The organism is Streptomyces marincola, assembly GCF_020410765.1.
GTDB lineage: Bacteria > Actinomycetota > Actinomycetes > Streptomycetales > Streptomycetaceae > Streptomyces > Streptomyces marincola.
Genome location: NZ_CP084541.1, coordinates 4052469 through 4073445, shown reverse-complemented (window position 1 = coordinate 4073445; position 20977 = coordinate 4052469). Strand labels below are relative to the sequence as shown.

The 20977-nt window shown below is 71.4% G+C and carries 18 protein-coding genes; 5 read left to right on the top strand and 13 right to left on the bottom strand.

Going from position 1 to position 20977, the window contains the following annotated elements; genetic code table 11:
- Positions 1–2: 2 nt before the first annotated feature.
- Complete coding sequence (locus LC193_RS17925; RefSeq protein ID WP_226075452.1) at positions 3–461, top strand: VOC family protein; 459 nt, start codon at positions 3–5, stop codon at positions 459–461.
- Between the two features lie 180 nt (positions 462–641).
- Here LC193_RS17925 and LC193_RS17920 read toward each other — a convergent pair whose 3' ends face one another.
- Positions 642–1532 (bottom strand): LysR family transcriptional regulator, encoded by an 891-nt coding sequence (locus LC193_RS17920; protein WP_226075449.1) that lies wholly within the window; start codon positions 1530–1532, stop codon positions 642–644.
- 332 nt (positions 1533–1864) lie between these two features.
- On the opposite strand from LC193_RS17920, the gene LC193_RS17915 reads away from it, so the two are divergent.
- The 3 genes from LC193_RS17915 (at position 1865) to LC193_RS17905 (ending at position 4637) form a co-directional block, all read left to right on the top strand.
- Positions 1865–2530 (top strand): hemerythrin domain-containing protein, encoded by a 666-nt coding sequence (locus LC193_RS17915; RefSeq protein WP_226075446.1) that lies wholly within the window; start codon positions 1865–1867, stop codon positions 2528–2530.
- Positions 2531–2683: 153 nt separating this feature from the next.
- The gene (locus LC193_RS17910) at positions 2684–3355 is read left to right on the top strand and encodes a DUF4097 family beta strand repeat-containing protein (RefSeq protein ID WP_226075443.1); all 672 of its coding nucleotides are present in this window, start codon (positions 2684–2686) and stop codon (positions 3353–3355) included.
- A 40-nt stretch (positions 3356–3395) separates the two neighbouring features.
- Complete coding sequence (locus tag LC193_RS17905) at positions 3396–4637, top strand: serine hydrolase domain-containing protein (protein WP_226075440.1); 1242 nt, start codon at positions 3396–3398, stop codon at positions 4635–4637.
- A 156-nt stretch (positions 4638–4793) separates the two neighbouring features.
- On the opposite strand, the gene LC193_RS17900 is transcribed toward LC193_RS17905, so the two are convergent.
- Both LC193_RS17900 and LC193_RS17895 read right to left on the bottom strand, forming a co-directional pair.
- On the bottom strand, positions 4794–5762 hold the full coding sequence (locus LC193_RS17900) for a LolA family protein (protein WP_226075437.1): 969 nt from the start codon (positions 5760–5762) through the stop codon (positions 4794–4796).
- Between the two features lie 195 nt (positions 5763–5957).
- Positions 5958–6968 (bottom strand): polyprenyl synthetase family protein, encoded by a 1011-nt coding sequence (locus LC193_RS17895; protein ID WP_226075434.1) that lies wholly within the window; start codon positions 6966–6968, stop codon positions 5958–5960.
- A gap of 304 nt (positions 6969–7272) precedes the next feature.
- Here LC193_RS17895 and LC193_RS17890 point away from each other — a divergent pair, with 304 nt between their 5' ends.
- Positions 7273–7905 (top strand): hypothetical protein, encoded by a 633-nt coding sequence (locus tag LC193_RS17890; RefSeq protein ID WP_226075432.1) that lies wholly within the window; start codon positions 7273–7275, stop codon positions 7903–7905.
- Between the two features lie 68 nt (positions 7906–7973).
- Here the strand turns inward: LC193_RS17890 and nuoN are convergent, their stop codons facing one another.
- The 10 genes from nuoN to nuoE form a co-directional block, all read right to left on the bottom strand.
- Positions 7974–9581 (bottom strand): NADH-quinone oxidoreductase subunit NuoN, encoded by a 1608-nt coding sequence (nuoN, locus tag LC193_RS17885; protein WP_226075429.1) that lies wholly within the window; start codon positions 9579–9581, stop codon positions 7974–7976.
- A 63-nt stretch (positions 9582–9644) separates the two neighbouring features.
- Complete coding sequence (locus LC193_RS17880) at positions 9645–11264, bottom strand: NADH-quinone oxidoreductase subunit M (protein ID WP_226075425.1); 1620 nt, start codon at positions 11262–11264, stop codon at positions 9645–9647.
- 10 nt (positions 11265–11274) lie between these two features.
- A complete protein-coding gene (gene nuoL / locus LC193_RS17875) occupies positions 11275–13170 on the bottom strand; it encodes an NADH-quinone oxidoreductase subunit L (protein WP_226075423.1) in 1896 nt (631 codons plus the stop codon).
- A gap of 13 nt (positions 13171–13183) precedes the next feature.
- Positions 13184–13483 (bottom strand): NADH-quinone oxidoreductase subunit NuoK, encoded by a 300-nt coding sequence (gene nuoK, locus LC193_RS17870; protein ID WP_086158968.1) that lies wholly within the window; start codon positions 13481–13483, stop codon positions 13184–13186.
- Positions 13480–14382 carry an NADH-quinone oxidoreductase subunit J gene (locus tag LC193_RS17865; protein WP_226075421.1) on the bottom strand — a complete coding sequence of 301 codons (903 nt, stop codon included), beginning with the start codon at positions 14380–14382 and terminating at the stop codon, positions 13480–13482. Before LC193_RS17865 ends, nuoK begins: the two co-directional genes overlap by 4 nt.
- Positions 14379–14993 (bottom strand): NADH-quinone oxidoreductase subunit NuoI, encoded by a 615-nt coding sequence (nuoI, locus tag LC193_RS17860; protein WP_226075419.1) that lies wholly within the window; start codon positions 14991–14993, stop codon positions 14379–14381. The genes LC193_RS17865 and nuoI overlap by 4 nt, the downstream gene beginning before the upstream one ends.
- The gene (nuoH, locus tag LC193_RS17855; RefSeq protein WP_226075417.1) at positions 14986–16344 is read right to left on the bottom strand and encodes an NADH-quinone oxidoreductase subunit NuoH; all 1359 of its coding nucleotides are present in this window, start codon (positions 16342–16344) and stop codon (positions 14986–14988) included. The genes nuoI and nuoH overlap by 8 nt, the downstream gene beginning before the upstream one ends.
- Positions 16344–18812, bottom strand: a complete 2469-nt coding sequence (locus LC193_RS17850) for an NADH-quinone oxidoreductase subunit G (protein WP_226075415.1) — start codon at positions 18810–18812, stop codon at positions 16344–16346. Before LC193_RS17850 ends, nuoH begins: the two co-directional genes overlap by 1 nt.
- Complete coding sequence (gene nuoF, locus LC193_RS17845) at positions 18809–20161, bottom strand: NADH-quinone oxidoreductase subunit NuoF (protein ID WP_086158977.1); 1353 nt, start codon at positions 20159–20161, stop codon at positions 18809–18811. The genes LC193_RS17850 and nuoF overlap by 4 nt, the downstream gene beginning before the upstream one ends.
- Positions 20161–20961 (bottom strand): NADH-quinone oxidoreductase subunit NuoE, encoded by an 801-nt coding sequence (gene nuoE / locus LC193_RS17840; RefSeq protein WP_226078702.1) that lies wholly within the window; start codon positions 20959–20961, stop codon positions 20161–20163. The genes nuoF and nuoE overlap by 1 nt, the downstream gene beginning before the upstream one ends.
- Positions 20962–20977: the final 16 nt, after the last annotated feature.

Here is a 20977-nt window from a genome sequence, read left to right as displayed (position 1 = left end):
ACATGACCTTGCACTGGAAACTCGTGGTCGACAGCAACAACGCGGTGGCCTTGGCCCCCTTCTGGGCCGAAGCCCTGGGCTACGAGATCGAGGACCAGACCGGCCTCGTCGACCACCTGCTGGCCGCGGGGCAGGTGAGCGCCGCCGCCGTCGACGAACGTCCCGGCGGCACGCGCGGATTCCGCGGCTACGCGGCGGTCAGGCACCCCGAGGACCCGTTCGACGAGTACACCGGTATCGGCCTGGGGCGCAGGCTGCTGTTCCAGGACGTGCCCGAAAGCAAAACGGTCAAAAACCGCCTGCACATCGACATCCACCGCCCCGAGGGCACGGACCTCGGCACGCTGGTGACCCGCCTCGAACAACTCGGCGCCACCCGCGTGCGCGAGGAGGACCAGGGGCCCGCGGGGCACTGGTGGCTGATGCGGGACCCGGAGGGCAATGAGTTCTGCGCGAGCTGACGGCATCGGCAGCTCCTCGAAGGAACCGAACTCCTCACCCGAGCCCAGGCCGCAGAACGCGTCCAGCACGCGCTCGGGGACGGACAGAGGCGCGACGCCCGGTAGGGACGCCACAACTATGCGACCCATCGGATGCCATCCGGGCCGCCCCGGCGAGAGGGGGGGGCGAGAGCGGCCTGGTCAGAGCCGAGCGGCACCTATGCCGCGCACCACCTCGGCGAGGGCGCGGATGAGGTCGTTCTCTCTCTCGGTCTGCCATACCAGGGCATACGACAGGGCCGGCATGTCGGGGATTGCCAGCCACCGGATGTGGGTCATGGCCCAGTACTGGGTGACGTGGGTGGGGAACGGGTGGACGATCTCGCCGGTGCCGACGAGATTGATCAGTTCGTCGGGGGCGGTGACGGAGTTGACGCGTTCGACGGGTCTGCCTCGGGGGGTGTGGAAGGGCAAATACGCGTCCTCCCAGTAGTCCGGCATCTGAGGGGCCGTGGCATGCGGGAAGTCGGCGAGCGTCTCCAGGGACACGGTGGATCGTTCCGCCAGCTCGTGGTCGGCGCAGACGGCGAGCACACGCGGGTCGTGGAACAGGGCCGGGCCCACGGTGAGGTCGGGTTCCTCCACGGGCAGCCAGGCGACCAGGACGTCCATCTCCCCAGCGCGGAGCCGGGCGATCGGATCGATGTAGGAGGCGGGGCGCACCTGCAACTGCCATTGGGGGTGGCGGGCCCGGAAGGCCCGCCAATGGGGGTACAGGTCAGGCAGGTTGAAGGGCAGCATGCTGATGCGCAGCGTGGCGGTGACTCCCTGGGCGGCAAGCCGGGCCCGTTCCAGGCTGGTCAGCAGTCCCGCGTACACCGGTCTGAGATCGTCCCGCAGGATTTGGCCCAGCGGGGTCAGTTGGACACTGCGCCGGCTGGAGCGGTCGAACAGGGCGCCGCCGATGCGGCGTTCCTGTTGCTTGATCGCCTGGCTCACCCGCGCCTGGCTGACATGCAGGCGTGCGGCGGTGCGCCCGAAGTGCAGTTCCTCGGTGAGTGTCAGGAAGATCTCTATGTCCCGTAGTTCCATGACGCCCCTCCCGGACGCACTCACGCGCCTCGACATAACCCAGCGGTTATCGAGATCATCCCTGATTCCGCGTTGATCGGACTTGTCGCCCTGAAGGAGGCTTGGGTCCATTGGGGGCGACGAGGCGGCCGTAGGTCGGCTCGGCCGGTCCTGTCCCATCCGATGCCCACCAACAGCTGGCGTGCGGGCATGCGGTTGGCCGTAGCGGTCGCCCCGCCCGGCCGACCCGAGGGGCGAGGCGGGGTCCGACCCTCGGCGGGACGAGGGCACCACCAGAGGAACGGGCCTGTCCGCGCTGATCTTCCGCATCGGCGTGACCGGAAGGTTCACGGATGCGGGAAAGGAGCAAGAAGGCGATGGATGGTTCGCTCGACATGACGGCGATGTATGCGATGCACGACGCACTCCGGCGCGACCTCCGGCACGTCGCGCATATCACCTCCCGCGCGGATCGCGACCCCGGCGAGGCTCTGCGTGCCGCCGAGGGCTGGGACTTGTTGAAGCACGGCCTGCACGTCCACCACCGCGCCGAGGACGATGCCCTGTGGCCGGCTCTGCGCGGCAACCTGGCCGGAAGGCCCGGCGACCTCGCCCTGCTGGAGGCCATGGAGGCCGAGCACGCGGCTCTCGCCCCCCTTGTCGAAGCGCTCGACCACGCACTGTCGGATTCGGGCGCTCCGCAGCAGTTGCCCGGTGACCTCGCCGACTCCATCGTCACGGGCCTGACCGGGCACCTCGCCCACGAGGAGGAGGCAGCGCTTCCCCTCGTCCAGGAGGCCGTCACGCAGAAGCAGTGGGCCCACTTCTGCCAGGTCCATGCCGAAATGATCCACTCCAGCGCCCCTCGGCTCCTGCCGTGGCTTCTGGACGGCGCCGATGAGCACACGGTCACGAGAACGCTGGCCTCCCTGCCCCGACCCGAGCGTCAGGCGTACGAGCACCAGTGGCTGCCGGCCTACGCGGAGCTCGACCCGTGGGGTGCCACGCGAGCCCCGTGAGGGCGCCGCGGGCGGAGTGAGCCCGCTCCCGGCATCGCTTCCCCCCACCCGGTTCGTGGTGTCTCCGCCGCAACGTCCACTCGTCATCTGTCGCGACCAATGCCGTGAACGCACCACACCTTTCCGTATGAGCAGCGAGATCAGGAGAGCGCAATGCAGGAGTTCGACACCCCCACTCCGGTGACCGCGGTCCTCGACGTCCTCGCCGGCCGCATCCGGTGCACCGCCGCCGACCGGGCCGACACCACGGTCGAGGTCCTGCCCGCGGACGCCTCGAAGAGCCGCGATGTGAAGGCTGCGGAGCAGACCGAAGTCGTCCACGGCGACGGCGTCCTGCGGATCAAGACCCCGGAGGGGAAGAACCAGGCCCTCGGCCCCTCCGGGTCCGTCGAAGTGGCGGTCCATCTGCCCGTCGGCTCCCGCGTCGAGGTGAAGACGGCCGGCGCCGGATTCCGGAGCACGGGGCGGCTCGGAGATGTCACCTTCGAGGGAGCACAGGGCACGGTCGACCTCGACGAGACCGGAAGCGTCCGCCTCGCCGTCCTCGACGGCGACATCTCAGTCGGCCGCCTGGGCGGCCCCGGCGAGATCAGCACCCGGAAGGGCGACCTCCGCATCACCGAGGCGGTGGGCGGCACCGTCACGCTGCGGACCGGGCAGGGCGACATCGCGATCGGTGCCGCCCACGGAGTCTCCGCCTCCCTGAACGCCGATACCGCCTACGGCCGGATTCACAACGCGCTCAGGAACACCGACGGCGCCGACGCCGCCCTGCACATCCACGCGACCACCGCCCACGGCGACATCACCGCCCGCAGCCTGTGACCAACGCGCCCCCATGACACTTCCGAAGGAGTACCGCACCATGTCCCTCGCACCCGCCGGCCAGTACGACGGCTTCTCCAGGACAGGCTTGCAACGAGTGCGCGACGTGCTCGCACGGCACACCGAGTCCGGCAAGATCCCCGGGCTCGTGGCGCTGTTCAGCCGGGGCGACGACACACATGTCGTATCGCTCGGAACGATGCGCCATGACGGCGGCGCGCCGATGAGACGGGACACGATCTTCCGTATGGCCTCGACATCCAAGCCTGTCACGGTCGCGGCGGCCATGGTCCTGCTCGACGAGTGCAGGCTGCGACTGGACGACCTGGTGCAGGAGTGGCTGCCCGAACTCGCCGACCGACAGGTGCTGAAGCGGATCGACGGCCCCTTGGACGACACCGAGCCGGCCCGGCGGCCGATCACCGTGCGGGACGTGCTGACCTCCACGTTCGGGCTCGGCATGGATATGACTTCGCTGGGCACCCCGATCATGAACAGGATCTTCGAGCAGGGGCTCACGCCCAATCTGCCCGAGCCGATGCCCGAGCCGGACGAGTGGATACGCCGCCTGGGTGAGCTGCCGCTGATGCACCAGCCTGGGGAACACTGGCAGTACCACATCGCCAGCGATCTCCTGGGCGTGCTCGTCGCCCGGGTCTCGGGCCAGCCGTTCGAGACGTTCCTGCGCGAACGCGTCTTCGGCCCGCTGGGGATGAGGGACACAGGTTTCCACGTTCCGGCCGACGACATGGACCGGCTGCCGCCGCTGTACGCCCCCGACCCGCAGACCGGAGAGTTCCACGTGTGGGACGAGGCCGAAGGGGGGCGCCACAGCCGGCCTCCGGCGTTCCAGGGCGGCGGCGGCGGACTGAACTCCACCGCCGACGACTACCACGCCTACTTCCGAATGCTGCTCAATGGCGGGATGCACGGGAGCGAGCGCGTCCTGTCCCGCGCCGCTGTCGAGCTGATGACCACCAACCGCCTCACGGCTCAACAGCAAGCCGCCAGACAGAAACTGGCCACCGACAACGTCCACGTCTCCTTCGGCCAAGGGCAGCACGGCGGCTGGGGCTTCGGCATGGCCGTACGCACCTACCGCGGTGACTACGCGCCCATAGGCCAGTTCGGCTGGGACGGCGGAAGCGGCACCTCCACCTACGCCGACCCTGACACCCGGATCACCGGAATCCTGCTCACCCAGGTCGGGACGTCCGTCCCGGATCCGGCGCGGCTCTTCCACGACTTCTGGACCACGCTCTACCAGGCGATCGACGACTGACACCGCGGTCAGTCTCATGGCAGCGGCCGCCAAGCCCCGTCGTTGGTCGGACGGCGGGGCACTGGCGGCTGATGCGGGACCCGGAGGGCAATGAGTTCTGCGCGAGCTGACGGCATCGACGCCCGCCCTCCGGACCCCACGACGGGGGGCGCGGCGTTACCGCGCCAGGCCCTCCGGCAGCTCCTCGAACGACTCCAGGTCCTCGAACGACCCCAGCTCCTCGAACGACTCCAGGTCCTCGAAGGAACCGAACCCCTCGAACGAGCCGAAGTCCCCCAACGAGCCCAGGCCGCCGAGCGCGTCGTTCAGCAGGCGCTCGGGGTCGAGCGGCACGACCTCCGCGCCGTTCGGCGGCTGGAACTCGAACACGCCGCCCGCCGGCCGCTCGTAGTCGATGCGCGAGAACGACAGGTCGAACTCCCCCTGCGGCCCGTCGGCGCGCACGGCCAGCGGAACGCCCGTCTCGCCGTCCACCGAGACCCGCACCGACGTCAGCCCGTGCGCCGCGTCCCTGGGCTCCACGACCAACTGGTAGGCCCCGCGGCCCGCGACCCTGGCCGTGCCGTCCACCGACACCTCCGCGTGCTCACCCGCCGCGTCGAGCAGCCGCTCGGCCGCCTCGCGCGGAGTCAGCGCGCCCGCGGGCGATTCGGCCGCCCCGGCGTCCCGCGCCGCCCCGGCCGGCGCCTCCGCCTCGTAGACCGTGTCGGTCTCGGAGTCGTAGGCCCACACCCGGTCCCCGTTGCGGATGACGCTGAACTCCTCGGAGCCGTCGATCACCGCGAGCCGCTGCCGCTCCTCGCCGTCCATGGCCACCTGGAGCGAGGCGTCCCCGGTGACCAGGCCCGCGAGCCGGCCCGCCGGGCCCTCGACGCCGCCGAGCACGCCGTCGAGCATCCCGCCGAAGTCGGGGATGCCGAGGTCCGCGTTCACCCGGAGCGTGCCCGACAGGTGAGCGGTGTCCGACTCGGCCATCCGCACCAGCAGTTCCTCGGCGGTGATCTCCGGCAGGTCGGGATTGCCGTCACTGGCCAGCGCGGGCCACAGCCCCGCCCCCACCGCCGCGACCCCGGCCACCACCGCGGCCGGTACGGCCGCCCGCCGGACCGTGCTGTTCTTCGCCATCTCGTGCCCCTCCAGTCGGCTCTCAGCACCATCCATTCCAGCAGCCCCCGGCCGCCGCGGCATCCGCCGTCAGACGGCTTCGCCCTACGACCAGCGGATGACCGGCGCCAGGTGCGCACGCCCCGAACCCGTAGGGGATCTACCCGCAGAGGACGGGGGGCCACGCCTGCCGCGCCACGTTCCGGCGGCGGCCGGCTACGCCGTGCGGTCGGCCACCGCGTCGCACAGCCCGGCCAGCGCCTCCTTGGCCGGCCCTTCCGGCAGCGGCGCCAGCGTCCGCCGCGCCTCCTCCGCGAACACCAGGGCGTCCTGGCGCGCGGCCCGCAGCGCCGGGTGGGCCCGCAGCCCCGCAAGCGCCTCCGCGTGCCGCGCCTCGTCCGTCAGGTCGCCTTCGAGCAGCGCGCACAGCGCCGCGTCCTCCGGGGCGCCGCCCTTGGCGGCCATCTCGCGCAGCCGCAGCACGGGCAGGGTGGCCACGCCCTCCCTGAGGTCGGTCCCCGGCGTCTTGCCCGACTCCTGGCCGTCGCTCGCGATGTCGAGCACGTCGTCCGCGAGCTGGAAGGCGACGCCGATCCGCTCGCCGTACTGGGCCAGCACGTTCACCACGGGCTCGGGCGCCCCCGACATCAGCCCGCCCATCCGGCCCGCCACGGCGATCAGCGAGCCGGTCTTGCCCGAGATGACCTCGAAGTGGTGCGCGATGGGGTCCTCGCCCTCGCGCGGCCCCGCCGTCTCCTGGATCTGCCCGGTCACCAGCCGTTCGAACGCCTCCGCCTGGATGCGCACGGCCTCGGTCCCGAGGTCGGCCACTATCGTCGAGGCGCGGGAGAAGAGGAAGTCGCCCGTGAGCACGGCGACCGAATTGTTCCACCGGGCGTTCGCGCTCGGCACACCCCGCCTGACCTCGGCCTCGTCCATGATGTCGTCGTGGTAGAGCGTCGCCAGGTGCGTCAGCTCCACCACCACCGCGGCCGGCACCACCCCCGGCGCGTCCCGGTCGCCGAACTGGGCCGCGAGCAGCAGCAGCAGCGGCCTGAACCGCTTGCCCCCGGCCCGCACCAGATGCTGCGCCGTCTCCGTTATGAAGGGGACATCGCTCTTGGTGGCCTCGATCAGGCCGGCCTCGACAGCCGCGAGCCCGGCCTGGACATCGGCCTCCAGGGCCTGGTCCCGCACGCTCACCCCGAAGGGCCCCACGACGGTCACGAGCGTTCTCCCTGTCTCCGGTGCGTTGTCACCGGCAGCGTAGCCGGTTGCGAGTCGATCACCGCTCCTGGGTGAACGATGCGGGGCGCCCCCGCCGCCCGGGCCGCCGCGGGGCCGCCGCGGGCACGGGCGGGGCGCGCGTTCACGGGAGACGGGGGCCGGGCACGCCCCGGAGCGACGGCACGGAACGAACTCCCAAGTCGGCGGGAGCGCTTCACGAGCCGCCCCCGCGTATCAGTCCCGCGCCGATTGCCACACGGCCGTAACATCTCTGCCTACCCCTTCCGAGGCCGGGATAACGTGCGTGAGCACGATCAACGAACAAGGGGGACTCATGCGCAGGTCCGTACGATGCGCGGTACCCGCGGTCGCCGCGGCCACACTCCTGCTCACCGGCTGCGGCGACGGCGACGACAGCGGCAGCCCGTTCGCGGGCATCGGTGAGGCGCCAGGCGGCGGGCAGGAGGGGGAAGGCGGCGGCGAGGACGGCACGCAGCCGCCCACTCCCGAGGAGGGTGGCGGCGCCGACCCGGGCGAGGGAGGCGGCTCCGGCGCCGACTTCGACGGCTACTGGACGCTGAGCGGCACCGGCGAGAGCTCGCTGAACATCACCGGCGGCAGCGCCACGTTCGTCGAGAGCACCGACGCCGAGGGCGACGTCTGCTACGGCTCCGTCTCCGGCAGCGCGCTGACCATCGAGTGCACGCAGTTCGGCGAGCAGCTGTTCCCCGAGACCGAGGCAGAGCTGAGCCTCAGCGGCTCGACGCTCAACGTCACCTGGTCCTCCGGCACCGCGCAGACCTACGAGGGGCTCGGCGCCGGCCTCGAAGACATGCCCGAGATGCCGGACCTCGAAGACATCCCCGACCTTGAGGACATCCCGGACCTCGAAGACATGCCGGACCTGAGCGGCGACTCGGGACGCTCCCGCTCCTGACCCGAGCGGGACACCGCGGGAAAGGCCCGGACCTGGCGTCCGGGCCTTTCCGCCGTCACTCGCCCGCGTCAGCGTACGAACACACCCGCGTCGCTCGCGAGGTCGAGGAAGAACTGCGGCGCGACCCCGAGCACCAGCGTCACGGCCGCCGCGAGCGCCACCACCGACATCGTCAACGGGCTCGGGATGACCACCGAGGGCCCGTCCGACTTCGGCTCACTGAAGAACATCAGCACGATGACGCGCACGTAGAAGAACGCCGCGACGGCCGACGCGAGCACGCCCACGATCACCAGGCCCATCGCGCCCGCGTCCGCCGCGGCCCGGAACACCGCGAACTTGCCCGCGAAGCCCGACGTGAGCGGAATGCCCGCGAACGCCAGCAGGAACAGCGCGAACACCGACGCGAGCAGCGGCGAACGCCGCCCGAGACCCGCCCACTTGGACAGGTGCGTGGCCTCGCCGCCCGCGTCGCGCACCAGCGTCACCACCGCGAACGCGCCCAGCGTCACGAACGAGTAGGCCGCCAGGTAGAACAGCACCGAGGAGACGCCGTCCTCGCTCACCGCGACCACGCCGGACAGGATGAACCCGGCGTGCGCGATGGACGAGTAGGCCAGCAGCCGCTTCACGTCGGTCTGCGTGATCGCGACGACCGCGCCCGCCACCATCGAGGCGATCGCCACGCCCCACAGCACCGGCTCCCAGTCCCAGCGCAGACCCGGCAGCACCACGTACAGCAGCCGCAGCAGCGCGCCGAACGCGGCCACCTTCGTCGCCGCGGCCATGAAGCCCGTCACCGGCGTCGGCGCGCCCTGGTACACGTCCGGGGTCCACATGTGGAACGGCACGGCGCCGACCTTGAACAGCAGCCCCATCGTGACCATCGTGCCGCCGATCAGCAGCAGCGCGTCGTTGCCCATCGTGGACGCCAGGCCCGCGTCGAGCGCGGCGGGCTCGCCGCTGACCACGTCGGCGATGCCCGCGTAGGAGACGGTGCCCGCGTAGCCGTACAGCATGGCCACGCCGAACAGCAGGAACGCCGAGGCGAACGCGCCGAGCAGGAAGTACTTCAGCGCCGCCTCCTGCGACAGCAGCCGCTTGCGGCGCGCCATCGCGCACAGCAGGTACAGCGGCAGCGACAGGATCTCCAGGGCGATGAACAGCACCAGCAGGTCGTTGGCCATCGGGAACAGCAGCATGCCGCCGACGGCGAACAGCAGCAGCGGGAAGATCTCCGTCGTGACGTGCCCGGCCCGCTCCGCCTCCTGCTCGGCCTGGCCGCCCGGCACCGCGGCCGGCTGCGCCGTGAAGGAGTCGACGGCGCGGCCGTGCGCGGCCGGTTCGAGGCGGCGTTCGGCGAACAGGAACACCGACACCAGGCCCACCAGCACGATCACGCCCTGGAGGAACAGCGCGGGCCCGTCGACGGCCAGCGAGCCCATGCCCGCGATCTGCGCCTCGGAGGTGGCGCGCCCGTCCGCGGCCAGCGCGACCACGGCGGCGAACGCGCCCGCGAGGCCGGCCACGGCGAGCACCACTTCCGCGGCGTAGCGGGACCTGCGGGGCGCGAACGCCTCGATGAGCACGCCGATGATCGCCGCGCCGAACACGATGAGGCTCGGCGAGAGCGCCGCCCATTCGATGTCCGGAGCCTGAAGCTCCCCGGGGTTCATGCTGCGACTCCTTCGTTCGCCCCGCGTCGGCACGCGAGGCCGCGGCCCTCGGCCCTGGCCAGGTCACTCACGCGTGGCCTCCACTCCGGGAACATGCGGTTGGGGATCGGTCTGCTCGACGTCGGACAGCGTGTGCTCGACGGCCGGGTCGACGAGGTCGGTGAGCGGCTTGGGGTAGACGCCGAGGAACAGCAGCAGGCCGATCAGCGGCCCCACCACGGCCAGTTCCCGCACCCGCAGGTCGGGCAGCTTCTCGATGCCCTCCTTGACGGGCCCCGTCATCGTCCGCTGGTACAGCACCAGCACGTAGAGCGCGGCCAGCACGATGCCGACGCAGGCGATGATGCCGGCCACCTCGTACCGGCTGAACGTGCCGACGAGCACGAGGAATTCGCTCACGAACGGCCCCGTGCCCGGCAGCGCGAGCGTCGCGAGGCCGCCGATGAGGAACGTTCCGGCGAGGACCGGTGCCGTCTTCTGCACGCCGCCGTAGTCGGCGATGAGGCGCGAGCCGCGGCGGGAGATGAGGAAGCCGGCCACCAGCAGCAGCGCGGCGGTGGCGATGCCGTGGTTGACCATGTACAGCGTCGCGCCGCTCTGGCCCTGGCTGGTCATCGCGAAGATGCCGAGCACGATGAACCCGAAGTGGCTGATCGACGCGTAGGCGATCAGCCGCTTCATGTCGCGCTGGCCGAGCGCGAGCAGCGCGCCGTAGATGATGCTGACCAGCGCCAGGGTGATCACCACGGGCGTCGCCCACTCGCTGGCCTCGGGGAACAGGCCGAGGCAGAAGCGCAGCATCGCGAACGTGCCGACCTTGTCCACCACGGCGGTGATCAGCACGGCGACGGGCGCCGTCGACTCGCCCATGGCGTTGGGCAGCCACGTGTGCACGGGCCACAGCGGGGCCTTGATGGCGAAGGCGATGAAGAAGCCGAGGAACAGCCAGCGTTCCGTGCCGGTCGCCAGGTCGAGTTCACCCGAGGCCCGCGCGTCGAGGATGGCCTGGAGCGAGAACGTGCCGGCGTCGAGCTGGTCGGCGGTCGCCACGTACAGGCCGATCAGCGCGGCCAGCATGACCAGGCCGCCGGCCAGGTTGTACAGGAGGAACTTGACGGCGGCGTAGGAGCGCTGCCTGGCCTGCCCCTCCTCGCCCTGCTCCCCCGCCCGGTCCCCGAAGCCGCCGATGAGGAAGTACATCGGGATCAGCATGGCTTCGAAGAAGATGTAGAAGAGGAAGATGTCCGTGGCGGCGAAGGAGATGATCACCATCGCCTCGACCGCGAGGATCAGCGCGAAGAAGCCCTGGGTGGGCCGCCACCGCCGGGTCGCGGACGCCGCGTCCTCCTCCTTGGCGTCCGCGTCGTTCCAGCCGGCGCCGATGAGGAACGGGATCAGCACGGCGGTGAGCGCGATCATCGCGACGCCGATGCCGTCCACGCCCAGTTCGTAGCGGACGCCGAAGTCCTCGATCCAGGACCGGGATTCGGTCAGCTGGTAGCGGTCGGCGCCGTCTCCGGTGTCGAACCGCAGCAGCACGGCGGCGGCGAACGCGACCGTGGCCAGCGAGAACAGCAGCGCGACCCACTTGGCGGCCGTGCGCCGCGCCGCGGGCACCGCGGCGGTCACGACGGCGCCGATGGCAGGGGTGAGGGCCGTGGCCGTCAGCAGGGGAAATGACATATCAGACTCCTCAGACCGCCCTCATCAGCAGGGTCGCGGCGACGAGCAGGGCGGCACCGCCGAACATGGAGACCGCGTAGGAGCGGGCGAACCCGTTCTGGAGGCGCCGCAGCCGCCCCGACAGGCCGCCGAACGAGGCGGCCGTGCCGTTGACCACCCCGTCCACCAGCTTGTGGTCGACGTACACCAGGCCCCGGGTGAGGTAGTTGCCCGGCGTGACGAACGCGGCGTGGTTGAAGTCGTCCTGGAGCAGGTCGCGCCGCGCGGCCCTGGTCAGCAGCCCGCCGGTGGGCGCGACGGCGGGCACCGGGCGGCGGCCGTAGGCCCACCAGGCGGCGGCGACGCCGAGCAGCATCACGGCGGTCGCCGCCACGCCGACGGCGCCGTGGCTGACGGGCGAGTCGCCGTGGTCGAGGCCGGTGACGGGTTCGAGCCAGTGGACGAACGACTCCCCCGCGTTGAACAGGAAGCCGGCGAAGACGGAGCCGAAGGCCAGGACGATCATCGGGATGGTCATGCTGAGCGGCGACTCGTGCGGGTGCGGCTCGTGGCCGTGCGCGTCGGGCTGCCAGCGCTTCTCGCCGAAGAACGTCATCAGCATGATGCGCGTCATGTAGAACGCGGTCAGCGCCGCGCCGAGCAGCATCACGCCGCCGAGGACCCAGCCCTCGGTGCCGCCCTTGCTGAACCCGGCGTAGATGATCTCGTCCTTGGAGAAGAAGCCGGACAGGTAGGGGAAGCCGATGATCGCCAGGTAGGCGAGGCCGAACGTGACGAACGTGATCGGCATGTGCTTGCGCAGGCCGCCGTAGCGCCGCATGTCGACCTCGTCGTTCATGCCGTGCATCACCGAGCCGGCGCCGAGGAACAGGCCCGCCTTGAAGAAGCCGTGCGTCACCAGGTGCATGATCGCGAAGACGTAGCCGAGCGGGCCGAGGCCCACGGCCAGCATCATGTAGCCGATCTGCGACATCGTGGAGCCGGCCAGCGCCTTCTTGATGTCGTCCTTGGCGCACCCGACGATCGCGCCGAACAGCAGTGTCACCGCGCCGACGACCACCACCACGGTCTGCGCGTCGGGAGCGGCGTTGAAGATCGCCCCGGACCTGGTGATCAGGTAGACGCCCGCGGTCACCATGGTGGCCGCGTGGATCAGGGCCGAGACCGGGGTCGGGCCCTCCATCGCGTCCCCGAGCCAGGACTGGAGCGGCACCTGCGCCGACTTGCCGCACGCGGCGAGCAGCAGCATCAGCCCGATGCCGGTGAGCGTGGCCTCGCTCGCCTCGCTCGCGCTGCCGAGCACCGGCTCGAACGCGAAGGAGCCGAACGTGGTGAACATCAGCAGGATCGCGATGGAAAGACCGACGTCGCCGACGCGGTTGACGACGAACGCCTTCTTGGCCGCGGTCGCCGCCGTCGGCTTGTGCTGCCAGAAGCCGATGAGCAGGAACGAGGCGAGACCGACGCCCTCCCAGCCGACGTAAAGCAGCAGGTAGTTGTCGGCGAGGACGAGCAGCAGCATCGCGCCGAGGAACAGGTTCAGGTAGGCGAAGAAGCGCCGCCGCCGCTCGTCGTGCGCCATGTAGCCGATCGAGTAGAGGTGGATGAGGGTACCCACGCTCGTGATCAGCAGCACGAAGGTCATCGAGAGCTGGTCGAGCTGGAACGCGACGTCCGCCTGGAAGTCCGCGACCGGCACCCAGCTGAACAGGTGCTGGTGCAGCGTGCGGTCCTCGCCCTCCCGGTCCAGCAGGTCGAAGAAGAGCACCGCGGCCAGGACGAAGGACACGGCCGCGAGCCCGGTGGCCAGCCAGTGCCCCACGCGGTCCAGGCGCCGCCCGCCCACCAGCAGCACGGCGGCGCCGAACAGGGGCGCCCCGACGAGCAGTCCGATCAATGACTCCACTGGATGTGTCCCCTTACAGCTTCATCAGGCTGGCGTCGTCGACCGAGGCCGAGTGCCTGGCGCGGTAGACCATGACGATGATGGCCAGCCCGACCACGACCTCGGCGGCGGCCACGACCATCACGAAGAACGCCATGATCTGTCCGTCGAGGTTGCCGTGCATGCGCGAGAAGGCGACCAGGGCCAGGTTGGCCGCGTTCAGCATCAGCTCGATCGACATGAAGACGACGATGGCGTTCCGCCGCAGCAGCACCCCGGTGGCGCCGAGCGTGAACAGCAGGGCGGCCAGGTAGAGGTAGTTCTCCGGGCTCACTTGGTGTCCTCCTGGCCCGGTGCCGCCTCGGGCGCCTCGGCCTCGTCCACGGCGGTGCCGCGCGCACCGCCGAGCGCCGCCTTCTCGTTGACGTAACGCTGGCCGTGGTAGCGGGCCGTGCGGCCCTCGATCGCCGCGACGTGGGCCACCGACTCGCGGTGGACCTCGCGGACCTGGCCGCGTTCGCGCAGCGTGGGGTTCACGGTCAGCTCGGACGGGGTGCCGTCGGGCAGCAGGCCCGGCAGGTCCACCGCGTTGTGCCGGGCGTACACGCCGGGGGCGGGCAGCGGCGGCAGCTGCTTGCCGGAGCGCACGCGCTCGATGGCCTGCTCGCGCTGGGTCTTGTTGCGCTCGATGCGCTCGCGGTGCGTCAGCAGGGTGGCGCCGACGGCCGCGATGGTCAGCAGGATGCCGGTGATCTCGAACGCCACCACGTAGCGGGTGAACAGCAGCGAGGCCAGGCCCTGGACGTTGCCGCCCGCGTTCGCCTCGGACAGGCCGCTGAAGGAGCCGACGGACGCCTGGCCGATGCCCGCGATCAGCAGGATGCCGAGCCCGAGTCCGCAGCCGGCCGCGAGCCAGCGCTGGCCGAGCAGCGTCTCCTTGAGCGAGTCGGCCGCGCTCACGCCGATCAGCATGAGGACGAACAGGAACAGCATCATCACGGCGCCGGTGTAGACGACGATCTGCACCATGCCGAGGAAGTAGGCGCCGTTGGCGAGGTAGAACAGCGCCAGGATCACCATCGTGCCGGCGAGGCAGAGCGCGGAGTACACGGCGCGGCGCATCAGGATCGTGCCGAGGCCGCCGGCGACCGCGAGCGGGCCGAGCAGCCAGAACTGCACGGCCTCCCCGGTCGAGGTCGAGGTCTCGGCGGCGAGTTGGGCGACGGCGCTCATGCCTGCCTCCCGGCCGCCGGGTCGTGCAGGCGGGTGGCGGCTGCCACGGCGTCGTCCTCGGCGAGCTGTTCGCCCGTGACCTGCTGGCGCGCGGTGCCGGGCGCGGCGCCCCGCACCTCGCCCCGGTAGTACGCCTGCTCGTCGGTGCCCGGGTACATCGCGTGCGGCGGGGCGACCATGCCGTCCTGGAGGCCGGCCAGCAGCTCCTCCTTGGTGTAGATCAGGGAGGCGCGGCTGCGGTCGGCCAGCTCGTACTCGTTGGTCATGGTGAGCGCCCGCGTGGGGCACGCCTCGACGCACAGGCCGCACAGGATGCAGCGCAGGTAGTTGATCTGGTAGACGCGGCCGTAGCGCTCGCCCGGGGAGTAGCGCTCCTCCTCGGTGTTGTCCGCGCCCTCCACGTAGATGGCGTCCGCGGGACAGGCCCAGGCGCACAGCTCGCAGCCGATGCACTTCTCCAGGCCGTCCGGGTGGCGGTTGAGCTGGTGGCGGCCGTGGAAGCGGGGCGCCGTCGGCTTCTTCTCCTCCGGGTACTGCTCGGTGAGCCGCTTCTTGAACATGGCCTTGAAGGTCACGCCGAAGCCGCCCACGGGATTGCGGAACTCAGGCATCGTCGCCCTCCCTTCGCTCGGGGCTTCCTTCGCTTTCGGCGGCGACTCCGGCGCCCATGCGCTCGGCCCTGGACGGGCGGCGCGGCACGGGCGGCAGGGTCTGTCCCGGCAGCGGCGGCACCGGGTAGCCGCCCGCCATCGGGTCGAACTCCGGCTCGGGCTCCTCGGCCCGGCCGTCCTCCTCGCGCTGCTCGGACCGGTCGCGGAAGTAGTCCACGACGAACGAGATCAGCAGCAGCGTCACCACGCCGGCGAACACCCACAGGAGGATGTCGCTGAACGCGTAGTCCTCGTTCTGCATGGCCCGCACGGTGGCCACGAGCATGAGCCAGACCAGCGCGAACGGGATGAGGACCTTCCAGCCCAGGACCATGAACTGGTCGTAGCGCACGCGGGGCAGCGAGGCGCGGGCCCACACGAACAGGAAGATCACGCCGACGAGCTTGATCGTGAACCACAGCATGGGCCACCAGCCGGAGTTGGCGCCCTCCCAGAAGCTGAGCGGCGCGGGCGCGCGCCAGCCGCCGAGGAAGAGGGTGACCATCAGGCCCGAGACGGTGACCATGTGGATGTACTCGGACATCATGAAGAAGGCGAACTTGATCGACGAGTACTCGGTGAGGTACCCGCCGACGAGGTCGCCCTCGGACTCCGGCATGTCGAACGGCGGCCGGTGCGCCTCGCCGACCATCGCCACCATGTAGATGAGGAACGACACCGGCAGCAGGATCATGAACCAGCGGTCCTCCTGCGCCTCCACGATGGCCGAGGTGGACATCGACCCGGAGTAGAGGAAGACGGCCGCGAAGGACAGGCCCATCGCGACCTCGTAGGAGATGATCTGCGCGGTCGCGCGGACGCCGCCGAGCAGCGGGTACGTCGAGCCCGAGGACCAGCCGGCGAGCACCGTTCCGTAGACGGCGATGGCCGAGGTGGCCAGCACGTAGAGGATGGCGACCGGCAGGTCGGTGACCTGGAGCACCGTCTGGGTGCCGAAGATGCTGACCGGGTCGTCCTTGGGGCCGAAGGGGATGACGGCGAACGCCATGAACGCCGGGATCACCGCGAGGATCGGCGCCAGCCAGAACAGCACCTTGTCGGCGCCCTTGGGGACGATGTCCTCCTTGAGCATCAGCTTGATGGCGTCGGCCAGGGACTGGAGCATGCCCCAGGGCCCGTGCCGGTTCGGCCCGATGCGCAGCTGCATCCAGCCGAGCACCTTGCGTTCCATCACGATGCAGATGACCACCGTGACCATCACGAACGCGAAGACGAAGACGACCTTGAGCAGGACGAGCCAGAACGGGTCGTCCCCGAAGACGGACAGGTCCGGCTCCTGGGCGAGCGGCATCACGCGTTCACCTCCTCAGCCTGGGCGGAGATGCGGACGACGTCGCCCGGGCCGGTGCCGAGGTCCTGGTGCGCGCCGCCGCCGGTGGAGTTGAGGGGGAGCCAGACCACGCGGTCGGGCATCTCCTCGGTCACCGCGAGCGGCAGCGCGACGGACCCGGCGGGCCCGGTGACGGACAGCAGGTCGCCGTCCTTCACGCCGGTCTCGCGCGCGGTGGCGGCCGAGAGCCTGGCCACGGCCGCGTGCCGGGTGCCGGCCAGCGCCTCGTCACCGACCTGGAGGGTGCCCTGGTCGAGCAGCATCCGGTGCCCGGCGAGCACGGCGCTGCCCTCGTCGGGGCTCGGCAGGTCGGCGGGCGTCGCGGTCGGGCCGAGCGGCAGGTCGCCCCGCCAGTCCGCGAGCGCGTCCAACTCCCGGCGGATCGCGGTCAGGTCGGGCAGCGCGAGGTGCACGTCCATGGCGTCGGCCAGCATGTGCAGGGCCCGCGCGTCGGTCTGCACGAGGCGGCGGGTCATCTGGTCGGGCTTGATGGCCGCGGTGAACGACCTGGCCCTGCCCTCCCAGTTGAGGAACGTGCCGGACTTCTCGACCACGGCGGCCACCGGCAGCACCACGTGGGCGCGCGCGGTGACCTCCGAGGGCCGCAGCTCAAGGCTCAGCAGGAAGCCGTCCGCGGCCACCCGGTCGAGCGCGGCGCGGGCCTGCCGCGGGTCGGGCAGGTCGGCGATGTCCACCCCGGCCACCACGAGGGCGCCGATGCCGCCGTCCGCGGCGGCGGCGAGGATGCCCGAGGTGTCGCGGCCCGGGCGCTCGGGCAGGCTGCCGGTGCCCCAGACGGCGGCGACCTCCTCGCGCGCCCGCCGGGAGCTCTCGGGCCGCCCGCCGGGCAGCAGGCCCGGCAGGGTGCCGGCCTCGACGGCGCCGCGTTCCCCGGCCCGGCGCGGAATCCACACCAGCCGGGCGCCGGTGGCCGCCGAGGCGGCGACGGCGGCGGTGTAGGCGCCGGAGACGGCGGCGAGCCGTTCGCCCACGACGATGACCGCGCCGGGTTCGCGCAGCGCGTCCGCGGCGGCGCGGCCGGCCGCGTCGAGGCCGTCGCCGTCGGCGAGCGCGTTCAGCCACGCGGGCTCGGTGCCGGGCGCGGCGGGCAGCAGGGTGCCGTTCGTCTTGGCGAGGCCGCGGGTGATGTGGGTGGCGACGGAGAAGATCCGGGTGCCGTGCTTGCGGTTGGCCTTGCGCAGCCGCAGGAAGACGCCGGGCGCCTCCTCCTCCGACTCGAAGCCGACCAGCAGCGCGGCGGGCGCGGACTCGATCGCGCGGTGGGTGACCCCGCCGCCGTCGAGGTCGACGCCGTGGCCCGCGACGCGCGAGGCGAGGAACGCGGCCTCCTCGGCGCTGTGCGCGCGGGCCCTGAAGTCGATGTCGTTGGTCCGCAGGGCCAGGCGCGCGAACTTGCCGTACGCGTAGGAGTCCTCGACGGTCAGCCGGCCGCCGGTCAGCACGGCGGCGCCCCCGGAGCGGGCGGCGGCCAGGCCCTCGGCCGCGACGCGCAGCGCCTCGGGCCAGCTGGCCGGGGCGAGTTCACCGGTGGCCGGGTCGCGCACCAGCGGCGAGGTGAGCCGGTCGGGCTGCTGCGCGTAGCGGAACGCGAAGCGGCCCTTGTCGCAGATCCACTCCTCGTTGACCTCGTGGTCCTCGGCCGCCAGCCGCCGCATGACCTTGCCGCGGCGGTGGTCGGTGCGCGTGGCGCAGCCGCCGGCGCAGTGCTCGCACACGCTGGGCGATGACACCAGGTCGAAGGGGCGGGAGCGGAAGCGGTAGGCGGCGGAGGTGAGCGCGCCGACCGGGCAGATCTGGATGGTGTTGCCGGAGAAGTACGACTGGAACGGGTCGCCCTCGCCGGTGCCGACCTGCTGGAGCGCGCCGCGTTCCAGGAGTTCGATCATGGGGTCGCCGGCGATCTGCTGCGAGAAGCGGGTGCAGCGCGCGCACAGCACGCAGCGTTCGCGGTCGAGCAGCACCTGGGTGGAGATGGGGACCGGCTTGTCGAACGTCCGCTTGACGCCGTCGAAGCGCGTCTCGGGGTCGCCCGTGGACATGGCCTGGTTCTGGAGGGGGCACTCGCCGCCCTTGTCGCAGACCGGGCAGTCCAGCGGGTGGTTGATCAGCAGCAGCTCCATCACGCCACGCTGCGCCTTCTCGGCGACGGCCGAGCTGAGGTGCGTCTTGACGACCATGCCGTCGGTGCAGGTGATGGTGCACGAGGCCATCGGCTTGCGCTGGCCCTCGACCTCCACGATGCACTGGCGGCAGGCGCCGGCCGGGTCGAGCAGCGGGTGGTCGCAGAACCGCGGGATCTCGATGCCGAGCTGCTCGGCGGCGCGGATGACCAGGGTGCCCTTGGGCACCGAGATCTCGGCGCCGTCGATGGTCAGCGTCACCAGGTCGGCATCCTGCTGCGCCGTCATGCGTTCACCTCCTGGTGAGCGGTGGTGTCGTCCGCCCAGGCGGTGGACCTGGCCGGGTCGAACGGGCAGCCGCCCTGGGTGACGTGCCGCTCGTACTCGTCGCGGAAGTACTTCAGCGACGAGAAGATGGGGGCGGCGGCGCCGTCCCCGAGCGCGCAGAAGGACTTGCCGTTGATGTTGTCGGCGATGTCCGCGAGCTTGTCGATGTCGCTGAGCAGTCCCTTGCCGGCCTCGATGTCGCGCAGCAGCTGCACGAGCCAGTAGGTGCCCTCGCGGCACGGGGTGCACTTGCCGCAGGACTCGTGCGCGTAGAACTCCGTCCACCGGGTCACGGCCCGCACCACGCACGTGGTCTCGTCGAAGCACTGGAGCGCCTTGGTGCCGAGCATGGAGCCCGCGCCCATGACGCCCTCGTAGTCGAGGGGGACGTCGAGGTGCTCGTCGGTGAACATCGGGGTCGAGGAGCCGCCGGGGGTCCAGAACTTCAGCCGGTGCCCCGGGCGCATGCCGCCGCCGAGCTGGAGCAGTTCGCGCAGCGTGATGCCCAGCGGGGCCTCGTACTGGCCGGGGCGGGCGACGTGCCCGGAGAGCGAGTAGAGCGTGAAGCCGGGCGACTTCTCGCTGCCGAGGGAGCGGAACCACTCCTTGCCGCGGTCCATGATGGCGGGAACCGAGGCGATGGACTCGACGTTGTTCACCACAGTGGGGCAGGCGTAGAGGCCGGCGACCGCGGGGAAGGGGGGACGCAGCCGCGGCTGGCCGCGGCGGCCTTCGAGCGAGTCGAGGAGCGCGGTCTCCTCGCCGCAGATGTAGGCGCCCGCGCCGGCGTGGACGGTGATCTCCAGGTCGCCGCCGTCGCCCAGCGCGCCCTTGCCGAGGTAGCCGGCCGCGCGCGCCTCGGCGACGGCGGCGTGCAGGCGGCGCAGGACGGGGACGACTTCGCCGCGGAGGTAGATGAACGCGTGGTTGGAGCGGATGGCGTGGCAGGCGATCACGATGCCCTCGATGAGGGAGTGCGGGTTCGCCAGCAGCAGCGGGATGTCCTTGCAGGTGCCGGGCTCGGACTCGTCGGCGTTGACCACGAGGTAGTGCGGCTTGCCGTCGCCCTGCGGGATGAACTGCCACTTCATGCCGGTGGGGAAGCCGGCGCCGCCCCGGCCGCGCAGCCCGGAGTCCTTGACGTAGGCGATGACGTCGTCCGGCGCCATGGCCAGCGCCTTGGCCAGGCCGCGGTAGCCGCCGTGGGCCCGGTAGACGTCCAGGGTCCAGGACCTGTCCTGGTCCCAGAACTCGGAGAGCACCGGGGTCAGGAGCTTCTCCGGGCTGATTTCCTTGACCTGCTCTGTCATCACTCACCCTCCTCGGTCACCGGGCCCGCGGGGTGGCGCGGGTCGGAGGCCGAGCTGGACTGCGGCGCGTCATGACGGCTGGCGTGCGTCGTGACGGGCTCCTCGTGCGGGACCTCGGGGCGCCGGGGCGCGACCACGGTGTCGGGGCCGCGTTCTCCCTTGGCCAGCCGCAGCCCGGCGAGCGAGGCGGGCCCGGCGCTGCCGCCCGCCTCGGTGGCCCCGGGGCGCTGGTCGGGGAAGCCCGCGAGGATGCGGGCGGTCTGCTTGAAGTCGCACAGCGGGGCGCCGCGGGTCGGGGTGACCTCCCGGCCGGCGCGCAGGTCGTCGACGAGCCGCTTGGCGGACTCGACGGTCTGGTTGTCGAAGAACTCCCAGTTGACCATCAGCACCGGCGCGTAGTCGCAGGCGGCGTTGCACTCGATGTGTTCGAGCGTGACCTTGCCGTCCTCCGTGGTCTCGCCGTTGCCGACGCCGAGGTGCTCGCGCAGGGCGCCGAAGATGGCGTCGCCGCCCATGACGGCGCACAGCGTGTTGGTGCAGACGCCGACCTGGTAGTCGCCGGAGGGGCGGCGGCGGTACATCGAGTAGAACGTCGCGACGGCGGTGACCTCGGCCGTGGTCAGGTCGAGGACCTCGGCGCAGAACTGCATGCCCGTGCGGGTGACGTGGCCCTCCTCGGACTGCACGAGGTGCAGCAGCGGCAGCAGCGCGGAGCGGCTGTCGGGGTAGCGGGCGATCACCTCGGCCGCGTCCGCCGCCAGCCTCTCCCGCACCTCGGGCGGGTAGTCGGGGGCGGGCATCGGCGGGATGCCGAGG